The 17,461-nt window shown below is 64.8% G+C and carries 17 protein-coding genes; 11 read left to right on the plus strand and 6 right to left on the minus strand.

Annotated elements, in window-relative coordinates:
• The first annotated feature begins 77 nt into the window (after positions 1 to 77).
• The 6 genes from ACFOLG_RS06065 (at position 78) to ACFOLG_RS06090 (ending at position 5,874) form a co-directional block, all read left to right on the plus strand.
• Positions 78 to 551, plus strand: coding sequence for a YbjN domain-containing protein (locus ACFOLG_RS06065; protein WP_386089603.1), 474 nt, complete (start codon positions 78 to 80; stop codon positions 549 to 551).
• Positions 552 to 686: 135 nt separating this feature from the next.
• Positions 687 to 1,556, plus strand: a complete 870-nt coding sequence (locus ACFOLG_RS06070; protein WP_386089605.1) for an MBL fold metallo-hydrolase — start codon at positions 687 to 689, stop codon at positions 1,554 to 1,556.
• A 361-nt stretch (positions 1,557 to 1,917) separates the two neighbouring features.
• On the plus strand, positions 1,918 to 3,372 hold the full coding sequence (locus ACFOLG_RS06075) for a sodium:solute symporter family protein (protein ID WP_386089608.1): 1,455 nt from the start codon (positions 1,918 to 1,920) through the stop codon (positions 3,370 to 3,372).
• Between the two features lie 119 nt (positions 3,373 to 3,491).
• The gene (locus ACFOLG_RS06080) at positions 3,492 to 4,412 is read left to right on the plus strand and encodes a DMT family transporter (protein ID WP_386089610.1); all 921 of its coding nucleotides are present in this window, start codon (positions 3,492 to 3,494) and stop codon (positions 4,410 to 4,412) included.
• On the plus strand, positions 4,409 to 5,482 hold the full coding sequence (gene hisC, locus ACFOLG_RS06085; protein ID WP_386089612.1) for a histidinol-phosphate transaminase: 1,074 nt from the start codon (positions 4,409 to 4,411) through the stop codon (positions 5,480 to 5,482). Before ACFOLG_RS06080 ends, hisC begins: the two co-directional genes overlap by 4 nt.
• The gene (locus tag ACFOLG_RS06090; protein ID WP_386089614.1) at positions 5,479 to 5,874 is read left to right on the plus strand and encodes a carboxymuconolactone decarboxylase family protein; all 396 of its coding nucleotides are present in this window, start codon (positions 5,479 to 5,481) and stop codon (positions 5,872 to 5,874) included. Before hisC ends, ACFOLG_RS06090 begins: the two co-directional genes overlap by 4 nt.
• Positions 5,875 to 5,940: 66 nt before the next feature.
• Here ACFOLG_RS06090 and ACFOLG_RS06095 read toward each other — a convergent pair whose 3' ends face one another.
• Positions 5,941 to 7,578: an APC family permease gene (locus ACFOLG_RS06095; protein ID WP_386089617.1), complete on the minus strand. Its 1,638-nt coding sequence runs from the start codon at positions 7,576 to 7,578 to the stop codon at positions 5,941 to 5,943.
• A gap of 285 nt (positions 7,579 to 7,863) precedes the next feature.
• Between ACFOLG_RS06095 and tpx the strand changes: the two genes are divergently transcribed.
• Positions 7,864 to 8,361 carry a thiol peroxidase gene (gene tpx / locus ACFOLG_RS06100; protein ID WP_349583887.1) on the plus strand — a complete coding sequence of 166 codons (498 nt, stop codon included), beginning with the start codon at positions 7,864 to 7,866 and terminating at the stop codon, positions 8,359 to 8,361.
• A gap of 75 nt (positions 8,362 to 8,436) precedes the next feature.
• Here tpx and ACFOLG_RS06105 read toward each other — a convergent pair whose 3' ends face one another.
• The 3 genes from ACFOLG_RS06105 to ACFOLG_RS06115 all read right to left on the minus strand — a co-directional run bounded on the left by ACFOLG_RS06105 (position 8,437) and on the right by ACFOLG_RS06115 (position 11,269).
• Positions 8,437 to 10,044 carry a methyl-accepting chemotaxis protein gene (locus ACFOLG_RS06105; protein ID WP_386089620.1) on the minus strand — a complete coding sequence of 536 codons (1,608 nt, stop codon included), beginning with the start codon at positions 10,042 to 10,044 and terminating at the stop codon, positions 8,437 to 8,439.
• 220 nt (positions 10,045 to 10,264) lie between these two features.
• Complete coding sequence (locus ACFOLG_RS06110) at positions 10,265 to 10,597, minus strand: YegP family protein (RefSeq protein ID WP_386089622.1); 333 nt, start codon at positions 10,595 to 10,597, stop codon at positions 10,265 to 10,267.
• Positions 10,598 to 10,723: 126 nt separating this feature from the next.
• Complete coding sequence (locus tag ACFOLG_RS06115; RefSeq protein WP_386089624.1) at positions 10,724 to 11,269, minus strand: gamma carbonic anhydrase family protein; 546 nt, start codon at positions 11,267 to 11,269, stop codon at positions 10,724 to 10,726.
• Positions 11,270 to 11,365: 96 nt separating this feature from the next.
• Between ACFOLG_RS06115 and ACFOLG_RS06120 the strand changes: the two genes are divergently transcribed.
• The 4 genes from ACFOLG_RS06120 (at position 11,366) to ACFOLG_RS06135 (ending at position 16,198) form a co-directional block, all read left to right on the plus strand.
• A complete protein-coding gene (locus tag ACFOLG_RS06120) occupies positions 11,366 to 13,411 on the plus strand; it encodes a M3 family metallopeptidase (RefSeq protein WP_386089627.1) in 2,046 nt (681 codons plus the stop codon).
• Between the two features lie 62 nt (positions 13,412 to 13,473).
• Positions 13,474 to 14,244, plus strand: coding sequence for a hypothetical protein (locus tag ACFOLG_RS06125; protein WP_386089630.1), 771 nt, complete (start codon positions 13,474 to 13,476; stop codon positions 14,242 to 14,244).
• 593 nt (positions 14,245 to 14,837) lie between these two features.
• Positions 14,838 to 15,188 carry a hypothetical protein gene (locus ACFOLG_RS06130; protein ID WP_386089633.1) on the plus strand — a complete coding sequence of 117 codons (351 nt, stop codon included), beginning with the start codon at positions 14,838 to 14,840 and terminating at the stop codon, positions 15,186 to 15,188.
• A 578-nt stretch (positions 15,189 to 15,766) separates the two neighbouring features.
• Complete coding sequence (locus tag ACFOLG_RS06135; protein ID WP_386089635.1) at positions 15,767 to 16,198, plus strand: SRPBCC domain-containing protein; 432 nt, start codon at positions 15,767 to 15,769, stop codon at positions 16,196 to 16,198.
• A 229-nt stretch (positions 16,199 to 16,427) separates the two neighbouring features.
• On the opposite strand, the gene ACFOLG_RS06140 is transcribed toward ACFOLG_RS06135, so the two are convergent.
• Together ACFOLG_RS06140 and ACFOLG_RS06145 are read right to left on the minus strand one after the other, a co-directional pair.
• Positions 16,428 to 17,045, minus strand: a complete 618-nt coding sequence (locus ACFOLG_RS06140) for a LysE family translocator (protein WP_386089637.1) — start codon at positions 17,043 to 17,045, stop codon at positions 16,428 to 16,430.
• Positions 17,046 to 17,255: 210 nt separating this feature from the next.
• Positions 17,256 to 17,441 carry a hypothetical protein gene (locus ACFOLG_RS06145; protein WP_386089640.1) on the minus strand — a complete coding sequence of 62 codons (186 nt, stop codon included), beginning with the start codon at positions 17,439 to 17,441 and terminating at the stop codon, positions 17,256 to 17,258.
• Between the last annotated feature and the right edge of the window lie 20 nt (positions 17,442 to 17,461).

A 17,461-nucleotide genomic window follows, 5' to 3' on the forward strand; every position in this document is an offset into this window, starting at 1 on the left:
GGCCGCACCCGCTGTGTTTCTGGCGGCCAGCCAGTACACTAAGCGGATTCGCATAATGAATAATCAGGGAGATCGCCATGATGAAATACGTACTCACCACGCTGGCTTGCCTTGCGGTACTGGCGCCGCTGGCGCAGGCGGAAGACAAGCTGCTGGATGCCGGCAACCCCAAGGCCTTGTATGAACTGGCGCGTGGTTTCGGTTCGGCGGAGCTGGGAACCTCGGAAAAGGGCAACCCGAAGATCAAGGGCCGTATGGACGGCATGGGTTACAGCATTTTCTTCCTGCAATGCGAGGATGGTAAGAAATGCCGCGATGTGCAGTTCAGCGCCGGCTGGGAGGGCTATGACATCACCCAGGCGCAGATCAACGACTGGAACCGGCGCAAGAACTACAGCAAGGCCTATCTGGATGAGGTGAACGATCCGATTCTGGAAATGGACGTGGTGATGAACCCGGGCATCAGCCCCGCCGCATTTGAGCGTGCCTTTAAGCTGTGGAAAATGGCGCTGAAAGACTTCCGCCAGCAGGTGTTGAAGACCGACGACTGAACCCTGTTGGCAACGTGCGATCAGGCCACCTGCGGGTGGCTTTGTTGTTGCTGCCGCTGCCGACTGTGCACCGGGACGGGTGACAAAATCAAGCACTTGCTCGACAATCGCCGCATCCTGTTGCGGAGCTGTGCCATGCGTACCCTGACCTCATTACTGGGCAATTCACAGAAACTCGACGGCGGCGCCATGTTCGGCAATGCGCCGCGCGCGATGTGGGAGGGCTGGCTGCCGCCGGACGACGCGCATCGCGTGGCGCTGGCCTGCCGCTGCCTGCTGGTGCGCGAGGCGGATGGCCGCCGCATCCTGCTGGAAACCGGCATCGGCGTGTTTTTCGAGCCCAAGCTGCGCAGCCGCTACGGCGTGCAGGAAGAACACCATGTGCTGCTGGACGAGTTGGTGGCCCAGGGGCTGAGCGATGCCGACATCGACGTGGTGGTGCTGTCGCACCTGCACTTCGACCATGTCGGCGGCCTGCTGGCGCCGTGGGATGGCGGCCCGGCGCGCTTGCTGTTTCCCAACGCGCAGTTCGTGGTTGGCCGCGAGGCCTGGCAGCGCGCGCTGCAGCCGCATCCGCGCGACAAGGCGTCGTTCATCCCGGCGCTGCTTAGCCTGCTGCAGGACAGCGGCCGGCTGGTGCTGGTGGACGGTGAACAGCCGCCGGCCTGCCTGCCGCCGGACTGGCGCTTTACCGTGTCACATGGTCACACCCCGGGCATGCTGCTGGCGGAGATCCCGATGCCGACCGGTGCGGTGCTGTTTGCCGCCGATCTGATCCCGGGCGCGCCGTGGGTGCACGTGCCGATCACCATGGGCTACGACCGTCACCCGGAGCTGCTGATCGACGAAAAGCAGGCGCTGCTGCAACGGCTGGCGGCGGAGGGCGGGCGGCTGTTTTTCACCCACGATCCGGCGGTGGCCTGTGCTGCCGTGCACTGGGATGGCGAGCGGCGTCGCTTCGTCACCGCCGCCGCGCAAGCCGGATTGTGCAATGCGGCAGGCTGAAAGTGTGGCAAATGTTTAACATAATTGACGAAAACTGAACGCGTATTTGCGGCAGAATATCCCACCCACCGCCCGGCGGCGCAGTGCGCTGCCGGGCGGTTTTTCATGGCAAGAATGGATGTGTGCAAGCCTTTATTTATAAGGCTGTATGACGAAGGGCAGCGCGGTGCCGGCGGCGGCGGGCGCGGTGCCGGCGGCGCGGGGTGGAGTGCGGCGACCGCTGTTGGTGTTTAAAAAAATGCTCGGCAATCCGGGGCGGCTGGCTATAATGGCCCGCAACAAAAACCGGGTGCCACCCAGAACGCCGGCGGCGCTCGCATAACACCACCAACGCTACCCAGGATTCAAGGAGACGGAAGTAATGCTTGTTTGGTTTGTCGTACTGTATCTGGCAGTTACCGTGGGGATCGGTTTGTACGCCTCCACCCGCGTTCACAGCGCCAAGGATTTCGCCTCCGCCGGCGGCAGCATGCCGTTGCCGGTGGTGACCGCCATGGTGTTCGCCACCTGGTTCGGCTCCGAGGCGGTGCTGGGCATCCCGTCCACCTTCCTGCAGGAGGGTTTCTCCGGCATCGTCGAGGACCCGTTCGGCTCCTTCGGCTGTCTGATGATCGTGGGGGCGCTGCTGGCCAAGCGCCTGTACCGCATGAACCTGCTCACCATCGGTGACTTCTTCCGCAAACGTTATGGCACGGCGGTGGAGGGCATCATCAGCGTGGTGATCATCCTGTCCTACCTCGGCTGGATCGCCGCGCAGATGACGGCGCTGGGCGTGGTGTTCAACGTGCTGTCCGAAGGCGCCATCACCACCACCCAGGGCACGCTGCTGGGCGCGGTGATCGTGCTGTTCTACACCCTGTGCGGTGGCATGCTGTCGGTGGCGTTTACCGATTTCCTGCAGATGTCGGTGATCGTCGGCGGCCTGATCTACCTGGTGTACCTGGTGTCCGGCATGGCCGGCGGCTTCGACGTGGTGGTGGCCAAGGCCGCCAGCGAGAACAAGCTGACCTTCATCCACGATACCAGCCCGAAAGGCATCGTCGCCTTCATCGGCGCCGCGGTCACCATGATGCTGGGTTCGATTCCGCAGCAGGACGTATACCAGCGGGTGATGTCGGCCAAGAACGAAGACGTGGCGATGAAAGGCTCCATCCTCGGCGGCGCCATGTACCTGACCTTCTGCATGCTGCCGATCTTCCTGATCAGCGCCGCCTCCCTCATCGATCCGAAAATGGTGAGCGAGCAGCTGGGCATCGATCCGCAGATGGTGCTGCCGCGGCTGATCCTCGACAAGACGCCGCTGTTCGCGCAGATCATGTTCTTCGGCGCGCTGCTGTCCGCCATTATGTCCACCGCCTCCGGCACGCTGATGGCGCCGTCGGTGACCTTCGTCGAGAACATCCTCAAGCACTTCGTGCCCAAGATGAGCGACCGCCAGTTCATCAAGGCGATGCGGCTGTCCATCGTGGTGGCTGCGGTGTCCACCACCGCCTTTGCGCTGCTGTCGGATGCCAGCATCTACGAGATGGTGGGCAACGCCTACAAGGTGACGCTGGTGGCGGCGGTGGTGCCGCTGTTCGCCGGCCTGTTCTGGAAACGTGCCACTACCCAGGGCGCGCTGCTGGCGATGCTGCTGGGCGCCGGCAGCTGGATCGCGCTGGAAATCGGCTACACCGACGCCGCCTTCTGGCCGCCGCAGCTGGCCGGCCTGCTGATGAGCGCGCTGGGCATGCTGATCGGCACCCTGGCGCCGCAGTTGGTGGCGCACCGCAGTGGCCGCCACGGCGAGGCGGTGGCACAGACCCAGGCGGTCTGAACAATTGCTGTCTGTGCTGAGTTAACCGGGGCCATGGCCCCGGTTTTTTTATGCGCGGAACAGAGTGTTGTCCGCCTGGCGCTTGTCGGCCAGCGCCGGCTCGTGGCATGGTCGCTGGCATGAACCCGCAATCCCCCCGCCTGGCTTACCTGTTGCTGATGCTGACCGCGCTGTTCTGGTCCGGCAATTTCGTGCTGGCGCGCGCCATGCACGCCAGCGTGGCGCCGCTGACGCTGTCGTTCGCGCGCTGGAGCATCGCGCTGCTGTTGCTGCTGCCGTTTGGTCTCAAACCCGCCTGGCAGCAGCGCAAGCTGTGGCTGCCGCACTGGCGGCGGCTGCTGTGCCTGGGGCTGCTGGGGGTCAGCGGTTTCAACTCGCTGGTGTACTGGGGGCTGCAGTACACCGCCGCCACCAACGGCGTGTTGCTCAATTCTTTCATCCCGCTGCTGATCGTGCTGCTGGGCGCGCTGTTTTTCGGCATGCGCAGCAGCGCGCGCCAGCTGCTGGCGGTGGCGGTATCGTTTGCCGGCGTGCTGCTGATCGTGGCGCACGGCGACTGGCAAAGGTTGGCCGCACTGGATATCAACCGCGGCGACGCGGTGCTGTTCCTCGCCATGCTGGCCTGGGCGCTGTATACCCTGCTGCTGCGCACGCTGCCGGCCGGGCTGGACCGCATCGGCCTGCTCACCGTGCAGGTGGCCATTGGCCTAGTCGGCATCGCGCCGTTCTTCGCTGCCGAGCTGCTGTCCGGCCGCCACACGCCGCTGAACGCTGCCACGCTGGCCACCTTCGCCTACGTCGGCACCCTGCCGTCGGTGGCGGCCTACTATTTCTACAATCTCGGTGTAGCCAGGGTAGGGGCAGCCCGTGCCGGCATGTTCATCCACCTGATGCCGATGTTCGGCGCGCTGCTGTCAATGCTGTTCCTCGGCGAGCAGCTGCACGGCTACCATCTGGCCGGCATCACGCTGATCCTCGGCGGGGTGCTGCTGGCCACCCGCACTGCACAATCCGCCCCTTCTGAAAGAGCACGCGCATGAGCCGTTTCTGGAGTCCCGTCGTCCACGACCTCACCCCCTATGTGCCGGGCGAGCAGCCGCGCATCAGCCAGCTGGTGAAGCTCAACACCAACGAGAACCCCTATCCGCCGTCGCCCAGGGTGCAGGCGGCGATTGCCGCGGCCAACGTCGACAGCCTGCGGTTGTACCCGGATCCGGAATCCAGCGCGCTGCGCGCCAGCATTGCCGGCTACTACGGCGTAGCGGCCGAGCAGGTGTTCGTCGGCAACGGCTCGGACGAAGTGCTGGCGCTGGTGTTCCAGGCGCTGCTGCAGCACGAGGCGCCGCTGCTGTTCCCCGACATCAGCTACAGCTTCTACCCGGTGTACTGCAAGCTGTACGGCATCGCCTACCGCACTGTGCCGCTGGATGCTGATTTCGCCATCGACCCGGCGAGCTACCAGCAGCCGTGCGGCGGCATCATCTTCCCCAACCCCAACGCTCCCACCGGCCGCCTGCTGTCGCGCGCGGCGATCGAGGCCATGCTGCAGCAGCACCCGGACACGGTAGTGGTAGTGGACGAGGCCTATGTCGACTTCGGCGGTGACAGCATGATCCCGCTGGTGGCGCAGTACCCGAACCTGCTGGTGGTGCAGACGCTGAGCAAGTCGCGTTCGCTGGCCGGGCTGCGCGTCGGCCTGGCGGTAGGCAATGCCGAGCTGATCGCCGGCCTCACCCGGGTGAAGAACAGCTTCAACTCCTACCCGCTGGACCGGCTGGCGCAGGCCGGTGCCCAGGCGGCGTTCGAGGACGACGCCTACTTCCAGGTCTGCCGCGAGCGGGTGATCGCCAGCCGCGAGGCGCTGGTGGCCGGCTTGGCGGCGCTGGGTTTCGCCGTGCTGCCGTCGGCGGCCAACTTCGTGTTTGCCCGCCACCCGGCGCACGACGCGGCAAGGTTGGCCGCATGCCTGCGCCAGCGCAATATCATCGTGCGCCACTTCCAGCAGCCGCGCATCGAGCAGTTCCTGCGCATCAGCATCGGTACCGCGGCGGAATGCCAGCTGCTGCTGAGCGCGCTTGCCGACATTCTTGCCGACGGAGCCACTGCATGAGCGAACAGGACAAACAGGCCGGCCTGGCGCGCCGCACCGAGGTGATGGGTGAAGCCTTCGCCAGCCGCGCGATGAGCAATCTGGACGGCTTCTCGCGCCCGCTGCAGGACTGGCTGAACGAGCACGCCTGGGGCAGCACCTGGCAGCGCGGCGGCATCGATCTGAAGACCCGCAGCCTGCTGACCTGCGCCATGTTGGCCGCAATGGGGCGCAGCCACGAGCTGAAAGGCCATGTGCGCGGCGCCATCAACAACGGCGCCAGCCTGGTGGAAATCCGCGAGACGCTGCTGCACTGCGCGGTGTACGCCGGCGCGCCGGCGGCGGTGGAAGCGTTCCGCGCCGCGCGCGAAGTGCTGGCCGAACTGGGGCTGAGCCTGCCGGACGAGGCTTGAGCCAAAAAAACAGCCCGGCACAGGCCGGGCTTGAATACGGCAGGCACCCGCGGGTGCCTGTGTGCTTTAGCGCGTTTGCAGCGCCGGTTGCAGCTCGGTAGCGTCGTCTTCGGCGTGCAACGCGCGCACCGCCTCCACATCATGCTCCTGGCTCAGGTAGCGGGTACGCCAGCCGCTGCGGGCGCCCCAGTGGAAGAAGCCCAGCGCCACCAGCGCCACCACCGCCATGTCCGGGCCGTAGGGCAGCAGGTTCATGCCGCCGAACTCGCTGCTGCCGATGCAGGACAGCAGCGCCATCGCCGGCAGGTACAGCACCATCCACAGCGCACCCTTCACCTCGCGGCCAAAACCCTGCCAGCCGGCCTGGTGCTGGTACCAGAAGTACACCGGCAGCGCGGCGATGATCAGGAAGATGATCTGGCCGGTCAGTGGCCAGCGCGCCCAGTACAGCACCAGCGAGGCGCAGACGAAGGCGAACGGCGCGATCAGCGGCATGCCTGTCAGCTTCAGCGGGCGCGGCAGCTCCGGCGCGGCGCGGCGCAGCGCGGCCACGCTGATCGGGCCGGTGAGGTAGGAGATCACGGTTGCCACCGAGATCACCGCCGCCAGCGTGCCCCAGCCACGGAAGAAGAACAGGAACACATACGCCACCGCCAGGTTGAACCACATCGCCGGGCGCGGCACGTGGTACAGCGGGTGCATGCGGCCGAAGACCTTCGGCATGGTGCCGTTGCGCTGCATGGCGTAGATCATGCGCGCAGTGGACGCCATGTAGGCGGCACCGGTGCCGCTGGGGCTGATGAAGGCGTCGAAGTACAGCGTCAGCATCAGCCAGTTCAGGCCCAGTGCCATCGCCAGCTGCGCGAACGGCGAGCTGAAGTCCAGGCCGTGCCAGCCGTGCGCCAGGTCTTCCGGGCGCAGCGCGCCGAGGAAGGACACCTGCAGCAGCACGTAGATCACCGCGGCGATCAGGATGGAACCCACCACGCCGAACGGGATGCTGCGGCGCGGGTTGATGGCTTCGCCGGCCATGTTGATCGGGCTCTGGAAGCCGTTGAAGCTGAACACGATGCCGCTGGTGGCCACCGCGGTCATCACGCTGGACCAGCCGTAGGGCGCAAAGCCGCCCGGGGTGTGGCCGCCGAGGTTGCCGGCATCGAAGCCGCTGTAGATCAGCGCGCCGATGGTGGCGCCCGGCACCAGCACCTTGAACACGGTAATGGCACTGTTGGCCTTGGTGAACAGCTTCGCGCTCCAGTAGTTGAGCAGGAAGTACACCAGTACCAGCACGGCGGCCAGCTGCAGGCCGGTGCCGCTCAGTTCGCCGTTGCGGTACAACGCCTGCGCCCACGGGAAGCTCCACGAACTCATGTATTGCACCGAGGCTTCCGCCTCGATGGGAATCACCGACACGATGGCGATCCAGTTGGCCCAGCCGGCCAGAAAGCCCAGCAGCGAGCCGTGCGAGTAGCGGGCGTAGCGCACCATGCCGCCGGTCTCGGGGAACATGGTGCCCAGTTCGGCGTAGGTGAGGGCGATGGCGAGGATGATCACCATGCCGATCAGCCAGGCGAAAATGGCGGCCGGGCCGGCGATCTGCGCGGCATGGGCGGCGCCGAACAGCCAGCCGGAGCCGATGATGGAGCCGAGGCCGGTGAGCATCAGCGCGACCGGGCCGATATGGCGTTGGGGGGTATGTGACACGTAAATCTCCACGGTGTTGGATCTTTTCTGTCACCACCGGCGGGTAGCCAGCGGCGGCTTTTATGCCATCTGTTTGATGGTCTGTTTGTGGTGAGGCGCGACTTTACGTGTGAAGCGGGTTTGCCTTATGTATCGGTTTGTTGTTTTGATCGAAAAGACAGGTGACAGCCGGCCGTGCTTGCTGTCGGCGGCGGCGCGCTGATCCCCCTGCCGTGTTCGGGGTTGAATTTCTGCCGCCATGCGCCAAACTGCGACATCTCCCCCTCACCTGACAAAGGATTCACCATGGCTAGCGTCACCCTGCGCGGTAACCCAGTAGAAGTCGCCGGCAGCCTGCCGGCAGTCGGCAGCCAGGCCCCGGCCTTCAGCCTCACCAATGGCGATCTGAACGATATCGGCCTGGCCGCCTTCGCCGGCAAGAAGAAGATCCTCAACATCTTCCCGTCCATCGACACCCCGACCTGCGCCACCTCGGTACGCAAGTTCAACGAAAAAGCCGCCAGCCGCGCCGGCGTGGCCGTGCTGTGCATCTCCGCCGACCTGCCGTTCGCGCAGAAGCGTTTCTGCGGCGCCGAAGGCATCGAAGGCGTGGACAACCTGTCCACCTTCCGCAACCCGGCCTTCGCCGAAGCCTACGGCGTGAAGCTGGCTTCCGGCCCGCTGGCCGGCCTCACCGCGCGTGCGGTGGTGGTGCTGGACGAGAACGACCAGGTGCTGCACAGCGAGCTGGTGGCCGAGATCGGCAGCGAGCCGAACTACGACGCCGCGCTGGCAGTGCTGTAAGCCACGGCCTTGCGGCCAACGTTGGCCGCATGCAAAAGGCTCCCCGCGGGGAGCCTTTTTTCATTGCCGCGGCGTTCAGGCCGCCAGTGGCGTTGCCGGCGCCGGGCCGGTGCGGAACCAGCCCAGGTCGCGGTTCAGCTGCTGCGAGGCATCGGTGAGCTGCTCCATCGCCGGCGCCAGCTGCTGCATGCGGCTGAAGATGTCGCTGGCCAGCGCCGATACCTGCTGGCCGTGATCCAGAATGCTGTGGCTGGCGTTGCTCTGCTCGCCGCTGGCCTCGGCAATGCTTTGCAGCACGCGGTGAATGGCGGCCATGGCGCCATCCACGCCCTGCAGCGCCTGGCTCAGTGTCTCCTGTGCGCTGGTGCTCTGGTCGCTGGCGGCGCGGGCGGTGTCCATGGTGCCGGACAGCGCGGCGGTGGCGCTTTCCACCCGCAGCAGGGTGTCGAAGATGCGCGCGGTGGCGTCGGCGGTGCGTTCCGACAGCTTGCGCACCTCGTCGGCCACCACCGCGAAGCCGCGGCCCTGCTCGCCGGCGCGTGCCGCCTCGATGGCGGCGTTCAGCGCCAGCAGATTGGTCTGCTCCGCCACCTCGCGGATCAGCGTGCTGATCTGCGCGATGTCGCTGATCGAGGTTTTCAGCTGCTCGGTCTCGTTCACCGCGCCGCGGATGCGCTGCGACAGCGCCTGCAGCGTCAGCGCGGTGTCGCCGGCCAGCTGCTGCGCGTGCTGGGTCTGCGCATTGGCCTGCTCGCTGTCGGCCAGCGCCTGGCCGATGTGGCGGTTGATGCCGCTGGAGGTGCTGGCGATGCGCTGCGCCGACAGCCGGCTCTGCTCGCTCTGTTCGGCCTGCTGGCGGGTGATGCCGATCACGCTGCCGGTCATCGCCAGCGCCTGGTGCGCCTCGTGCGCGCTGCTGGCGGCATTGCTGCTGACGCTGTTGAGCAGCCCGGCCAGCTTGTCGAGAAAACGGTTGATGTGGCCGGCGGCCTGCGACAGCTCGTCCTGGCCCTGCTGCGGCAGGCGCGCGGCCAGGTCGCCGTCGCCCAGGCGGTCGGCGGCCAGCTGCATGGCGGCGATCTGCCGCTTCAGGTGTCGCGCCAGCAGCACCTGCGACAGCACCACCAGCACGCTGGCCAGCAGCAGCGGCCCCAGCAGCCACAGCCCCAGCTGCAGCATGCGCTGGCGCATGTCGCTGGCCGCCTGTTGCAGCTGCTGGCTGTCGGCCTGCAGTTTCTGGTCGATCTGCGCCACCAGCGGCACGATGCTCATGCCGTAGGCCTGTTCCGGAATCGACAGCGCATCCTGCGGTGCGCTTTCGGCGATCTTCAGCGCCGATTGCAGGTTGCGGCGGAATGCCTGCCAGTGCTTGCCGGCGTTGTTGCGGAACAACTGCGCCTCCTCCGCCGGCAGCGCAGCGGCGATGGCCGGCAGCAGGCGGCCAACCTGCGCATCCACCGCCGCCAGCTTGGCCGCGGTTTCCGGCAGCAGCGGGTCGGCGCGCGCCAGCGACAGCACCTCGGCCTTCAGCGTCTGCAGGTCGGAGGAGCGTTGTTGTTGCTGGCTGTAGCCGGCGAATTCGCCGCGCAGCGCCAGCCATTGCTGGCCGCTGCTCAGCGCCACCGCCAGCAGGCAGGCCAGGGTGAGCGCAACCGTGAGCCAAAGCCGTTTTACGAGCGTCATGAGCGGCATGTCCTTATCGAGAGCGGGCAGTGTAGGCAGCGCACATTACAAATACATGACGTGTTGTAGACCAGGACAATGGCAAGTCCGGCGTGCGCGGGCGCTGCTAGGTACGCTAGAACAGGCAGGTGACAGCAGGATGACGCGCGAGGCGCGGCGGGCGGGAAATGGCGGGGGACGAGGGCTGCCCGGCGGCGTTTGCCGCCGGGGCGGGCGCGGCTTAGGTCAGGTCCTTGATGGTGTCGCTGGGGCCGTTGCTCTGCACCGAGGCGATGCCGTTGTCGCGGCCGGCTTCCGCTTCATACATCTGGCTGCTGCCGATCACCTGGTGGTTGGCCGCCTTCAGCGTGAAATAGAACTTGCCGTTGCTGGCGGTTTTCCTGTCGTAGCGCGCGGCGTCCGGCGCATTCTTCTGCACCGAGGCGATGCCGTTCTGTGCCGCATCCAGCGATTTGTACAGCTCGCTGCTGAGAATGGTCTGCGCGTTGCCCGCCTTCAGCACGAAGCGGAATTGCCCGTCCGTGCTCTTGCTCAGTTCGAACCAGCCTGCCATGGGATGCTCCTTGCGTTGTCGGTTGGCGCCTGCGGCCAACCTAGCGGTGAATGGCGTGCCGCCCGGCGGCGGCCTGCCATTCAGCATAGAGCGGGCCCCGGCATTTGCCCAACCGCGCGGCGGCGCCTACTCCGCCAGGCTGGCCTTGTGCTTGTCCATCACCTTTACATAGTGTTCGGCGGAGTACTTGAAGTAGGCCAGCTCACCGTCGGTGAGCGACCGCACCTGCTTCACCGGGTTGCCCAGGTACAGGTAGCCGGATTCCAGCCGCTTGCCCGGCGGCACCAGGCTGCCGGCGCCGATCAGCACGCGGTCTTCGATTACCGCGCGGTCTAGGATGATACTGCCGATGCCGATCAGCACCTCGTTGCCGATAGTGCAGCCGTGCAGGGTAACGTGGTGGCCGATGGTGACATCGCGGCCGATCACCAGCGGTGCGCCCAGCGGGTCGCTGTCCTTGCGGTGGCTCACGTGCAGCATGGCAAAATCCTGCACATTGCTGCCTTCGCCGATGCTGATGCTATTCACGTCGCCACGCACCACCGCGCACGGCCACACCGACACATTGGCCGCCAGCGTCACCTCGCCGATCACCACCGCGGCCGGGTCGATATAGCAGGAGTCGTCGATCTGCGGCCGGTGGCCGTCGTAGCTGCGGATATTGCGATTCACCGAGTTGTCCTTATCTTGAAGAGATTGCGCGGTAGTGATGATACCGCTTGCTTGCCACATCGTCCGCGTACCACGCGGCTGCCACAGGATACCGCCATGAGCCAGACCAACCCGTTGCTCGACTTCTCCGACCTGCCCCGTTTCGACGCCATCAAGCCGGAACACATCACCCCGGCGCTGGACGTACTGCTGGCCGAGGCGCGCGCCGCCATCGCCGCCGTGATTGCACAGGGCGGCGACAGCTGGGAAGAGGTCTCCGAGCCGCTGTCCGACGCCACCGAACGCCTGGCGCGCGCCTGGGGCGTGGTCGGCCACCTCAACGGCGTGATGGGCAATACCGACGGCCTGCGCGAAGCCTACAACGCCGAGATCCCGCGCATCTCCGCCTTCTTCACCGAGCTGGGGCAGAACCTGGAGCTGTTCGCCCGCTTCAAGGCGGTGGCGGCCAACCCGGCGTTTGCCGGCGCCAGCGCCGCGCGCCAGAAGGTGATCGACAACGACCTGCGCGACTTCCGCCTGTCCGGCGCCGAGCTGCCGGATGCGCAGAAGGCGCGCTTTGCCGAACTGTCCAGCCGCCTGGCCGAGCTGTCCAACCAGTTCTCGCAGCACGTGATGGACGCCACCGACAGCTTCGCGCTGTACATCGACGACGTGACCGAGCTGGCCGGCATTCCGGAAGACAGCCTGGCCATGTACGCGGCGCTGGCCGAGGCCGATGGCCAGCCGGGCAAATACAAGCTGGGCCTGCAGTTTCCGCTGCTGTTCCCGGTACTGCAGTACGCCGACAACCGCGCACTGCGCGAAAAACTGTACGAAGCCAATGCCAAGCGCGCCTCCGAATTCGGCCCCGCCGAACAGGACAACGGCCCGCTGATCCGCGAGAAGCTGCAGTTGGCCGCAGAAGAAGCGCAGCTGCTGGGCTTTGCCAACTACGCCGAGCTGTCGCTGTACACCAAGATGGCGCAAAGCCCGCAGCAGGTTACCGACTTCCTGCGCGACCTGGCGCAGCGCGCCAAACCCTACGCGCTGCAGGATCGCGCCGAGCTGGAAGCCTTTGCCCGCGACGAACTGAATCTCGCCGAGCTGCAGGCCTGGGACATCAGCTACGCCGCCGAAAAGCTGCGCGTGGCGCGCTACGCCTTCTCCGAGCATGAAGTGAAGCAGTACTTCCCCGAGCCCAAGGTGCTGGCCGGCCTGTTCGGCGTGGTGGGCAAGCTGTACGGCGTGCGCTTTGCTGCACGCAGCGTGGCTGCCTGGCACCCGGACGTGCGCTACTACGAAATCTTCCAGGGCGATGCGCTGCTGGGCGGCTTCTACCTCGACCTGTACGCCCGCGACGGCAAACGCCCCGGCGCCTGGATGGACGACGTGCGCGGCCGCCGCGTGAAAGACGGCCGGGTGCAGACCCCGGTGGCCTACCTGGTATGCAACTTCAGCCGCCCGGTGGGCGACAAGCCGGCCTACTTCACCCACGATGAAGTCATCACCCTGTTCCACGAATGCGGCCACGGGCTGCACCACCTGCTCACCCGCGTGGACGAACTGGGCGTGGCCGGCATCAGCGGCGTGGAATGGGACGCGGTGGAGCTGCCCAGCCAGTTCATGGAGAACTTCTGCTGGGAGTGGGACGTGCTGCAGGGCATGACCGCCCACGCCGACAGCGGCCAGCCGCTGCCGCGCGATCTCTACGACAAGATGATCGCCGCCAAGAACTTCCAGTCCGGCATGCAGATGGTGCGCCAGCTGGAGTTCTCGCTGTTCGACATGCTGCTCTACACCGCTGCCGACCCTGGCAGCATCGATTGGCTGGCGCTGCTGGAGCAGGTACGCGACGAGGTGGCGGTGAACCGCCCGCCGGCCTACAACCGCTTCCCCAACAGCTTCAGCCACATCTTCGGCGGCGGCTACGCGGCCGGCTACTACAGCTACAAGTGGGCGGAGGTGCTGTCTGCCGACGCCTACGCGGCGTTCGAGGAGGCCGGCGGCGCCAACCCGGTGGTGGGCCGCCAGTTCTGGGACGAAATCCTGGCAGTGGGCGGCAGCCGCCCGGCGCTGGAATCCTTCCGCGCCTTCCGCGGCCGCGACCCGCAGATCGACGCGCTGCTGCGTCACAGCGGTATGAGCGAGCCGGCGGCTTCTTGAGCGGCGGTTAGCGGGGTAGGGCGGCCGAGGTTGGCCGCTTTTTATTAATGATGGGGGGCAGAATGGAATTCTCTAGCTTCGACAGCCACTGTATTGAGATGCTCAATGCATTACCAAATAGGCATTCAAGGCATTGCTTTCGTTCTGCTTTAAATCATTTGGAAAGAGCTGAGAAGCTCTTTGAAGTTGATAGTGTCATGGCTTGTTTTCGTTGTATAACGGCGGAAGAAGAGGCTGCAGCGGGGTTGATGCACTGCCTGAAAGAGAAAGACTATGATAATGCAGCAGGTTTGAAACCTAGAGATCACAAACATAAATCTGCAGTGATCGTGCTTTTTTCGGTTCTAGGTGATTTTGTTGGTAAGGATTTGGTAGATAGCGGAATAGTTGTGGATTTGAGTGTTTTTGAAGAGGGTGATGGGAAAAAACTGAAATTGAGTTTTGAGGTGCCTACTGATAATAAAATTGTTACTTTTTTCAGTGATCCTCCACTCAATGTTCAGCTGATAGCAGAGGGGAAGAAATTTTCTTATCGACAGCAAATTTATACGCACCTGGAAAAAAAGGGACATTCTAAAATGAAGGATCATTTGGTTGATCTTGCAAATTTTAGAAATAAACTGCTTTACGCTGGTCCAGCAGGCTTTCCTTCCGAGGTTAAAGTTGAAGAAAAATTCTTTGGTGCATACAAAAGTCGAGTCATGGCAATGTTAAGGGCGTACTTGTTAGTAGTGCCTTATAACGAGAAACAGATATTTGCACAAGATTCACTAGATGTTTTTCTGAGTATGGTTAATGGGATGGACTTGGACGGATTAAGTCTAGATTTTTGACTTTTAATTGTAAGCCTCATGGTATGGCGGAACTAGTTAACGTCCAATTTTCACCGTACTTTTTTTCCAGAAGGTTGGCCGCAAGCCGTTACGGTTATGCGGCCAACGCTGTTATGGGGCTTGGCCTCCGCTGCGCGGAGGATGTTTGAAGTCGCCGGTTTCGCCCGGCGGACGAGGAAGGGGGCGGCCGCCGCCCCCTTTCCAATCCCCGGCTCTCCCGAAGGCTGCTCGAAACCCCGTGCCAAACGGCACGCCCCAGGCGCCGCCGAACTCGCCGCGCGCTAGCGTCGCGCGGCTCAGACATGCGGCGGCTTAAGACCTGGGGCGCACCGTTTTGCCCGGCTCGCGCCAACGGGAAGGGGCGCGTCGGTGCGGCTCTACAACTTGCTGAATCGGCTGCCGCCCGTAGATTGCGGTTGAGCCTAGTGGTTACCGCATAATGAAAAGGTTGGCCGCAACAAGATGTGAACAATGGCAGGCTTGTGATGAGTTGGCTCTGTTACCATGTCGTAGGAATATGATGCTGTGGTGGTGGGGCGAGGATGGCGTTGGCCCGGTGCAAGCTGCTGTGATGAGTGCTCCAGCGAGGACAGATGAACAAGGATCAAGCATTTATCGTGTTGAATACTTCATTCAGCCGTGGCTCTGCCACCTGGTGTGCGCCGGGGTGCGATCGAACGGCATATCTTGCCGAAAAGTCGCAGCAGCTTCTTGCCTGCGTCATTGACCCTCGGGAAGTTACGATTCAGGGCGAAATGTTTCACTACGGGATACAGCAACAACTGAATCAGACGCCACTCTACGCAATTGCACAATATGGCGAAAACTGGCTGCTGTACTCGCCTGGCCAGCATGTCTTTTCCCTCGCATTTGGCGTAAGCACTGCAAAGCTGACGGTGTTGGGTTTTGCTAGTGATGATGCTCTGGCTGAGTGGCTGGGGTGAGTGCAGCAAAGTCCTGAACTTAGTGTTCCAGATTAAATTTGGCCGTAAACCGTGCTGGTTTGCGGCCAAAGTTTTTTGTGGGTGTAGTGTCTGCAGTGCAGTCGATGATTTTCCTGACAAGGTTGGCCGCATCACACACTCGAAAGCATGCGGCCAACGTTGTGTGGCGCCCAGTGCCCCATTGGGCCGCGCCGGTCAAAACGGGGTTCGCCAGGTTTTAAGGCGGCAGCTGAGCCGTTTGCCGTTAGCAAACGGCGAATTGCCGGCGCCTGGCGAATGCCGTTTTGGCCGGGGTTTCGCGGACCTCTGGGGCGAGCGGGGTCGCGAGGGGGCGGCGGTACGCCCCCTGGCCCGTGCGCCGGGCGGAACCGGCGACTTCAAACGGCATCCGCGCAGCGGATACAAAGCCTTCTAGCTGGCATCGCGAAAGTAGCCCAGAGGTTGGCCGCATCAAGTTGACGCCACCACCGTGCGGCCAACGTTGAGGCGCAAGCGCCCCAGCCTTCCCCACGCTGCTATAACGGTAGCTCCGCAACCCACCCCGCCGGCCACGCCGGCTACCGCAGCGAGGCCGCCGCATGACTACCACCTTTCGCACCAGCCGCCAGTTCGCTGCCACGCCGGTGGCGGTGTTTGCCGCCATCGCCGACGCGACGCGCATCGCGCGCTGGTGGGGGCCGGCGGGGTTCAGCAACCGCATTGCCGAGTTCGATTTCCGCCCCGGCGGGCGCTGGCTGTTCGACATGATCGGGCCGGACGGCACGGTGTATGCCAATGAATCGGTGTTCGTCAGCATCGAGCCGGCGCGCCAGCTGCTGCTGCGCCATGTCTGCCAGCCGCATTTCCAGCTCAGCATCGAGCTGCAGCCGCTGGCGGGCGGCACGCTGCTGTTGTGGGCGCAGAACTTCGACGACGACGCGGTGGCCGAGGCGGTGCGCCATATCGTGGAGCCGGCCAACGAGCAGAATCTGGACCGGCTGGCGGCGGAGCTGGCGCGGGGCGCGGGCTGAGGCGGGGCGGCCGCGGTTTTTTTGCCGCGGCGTGGAACCAATGCCGGCAGGGGTGTTCACACCGTTGTTGCATGTCGCAATGCTTCAAGGCAGCAAGCGAACTTGACTGTTACCCCCGCCAACCGCGGGGGTCTTTTTTTGCCTGCCCGCCGGCGCCGGCATGAAAAAAGCCGCGACCTGGGCCGCGGCAAGGGAGAGCAAGCGCCTGGCGGGCAGGCGGCTCACGTGATCAGCGCTGCACCGCGGCCAGCATCAGCCCGGCGATGACGAACAGCCCGCCGCTGGTGCGCGAGAAACGCTTCAACCGCTGGCCGTGCGCCAGCCAGGTGCCGAGGCGGCCGCCGGCGGCGGCCAGCAGCACGGCGATCACCAGGTCGGCCACTACCCAGGTGGCGGCCATGGTCAGGTACTGCGGCCACAGTGCGCGTTCCGGCTCCAGGAAGCGTGGCAGCAGCGCGGAGAAGAACACTGTGTCTTCCGGGTTGCTCACCGCCAGCAGGAAGGCGGGGCGGAAGCCGCTCCACAGCCTGCTGGCCGCGCCGGCCTGCTCGCCGCCCAGCGCAAACGGCTTGCGCCACAGGGTGATGCCCAGCCACACCAGGTAGCCGGCGCCCAGCAGCTTCACGATATTGAATGCCGTCGGCGAGGCGAACAGCAGCGCGCTGATGCCCAGCGCCGACAGCGCCATCAGCAGCAGCGCGCCGGCGGAAAAGCCCAGCGCATTGGGAATGCCGCCGCGAGCGCCGTGCTGCGCGCCGTGCGACAGGGTGAGCAGCGGGCCGGGGCCGGGCGCCGCCATCAGCAATACGATGGTGCCAAGATAGAGAATCCAGTTACTGAACGACATGACAAGTCCTTGGCGCCACGGCGCGGGGCCGTGAACGCGGTTTCCTGCCCGCCCGCAGCAGTGGCGCGGTGTGCGGCCAACATGGCGGAGGGCATGATTGCGCCTGCGTGCGGCAGCGGCTGGGCGGCGGGCACAGGCAGACGGAGGCGCCGGGCGCGCGGGTAGCGGGCTCAGGCTTTATGCAATAGGGGAAACGGGCAGGAAACGACGCTAACGCGGCGGTTTGGACTGGCTGTCGGGCTGGGCGGCCGGGTGCAGGCGGTGGGCTTGCGGCTTGGCGGCGGAACGCATATTGAAATCGAGGGCCAAGGGCGCCAGGCGGCGACGATTGGGGTTTTTGGTGGGGCACTCGTTGAGTACCTGGTTGGCCGGGTGGCGCGAGTTACGAGAGAACAATTGGAACTTCCGGTTACGAC

Origin of the sequence: Vogesella facilis (assembly GCF_042648525.1) — a bacterium.
GTDB lineage: Bacteria > Pseudomonadota > Gammaproteobacteria > Burkholderiales > Chromobacteriaceae > Vogesella > Vogesella facilis.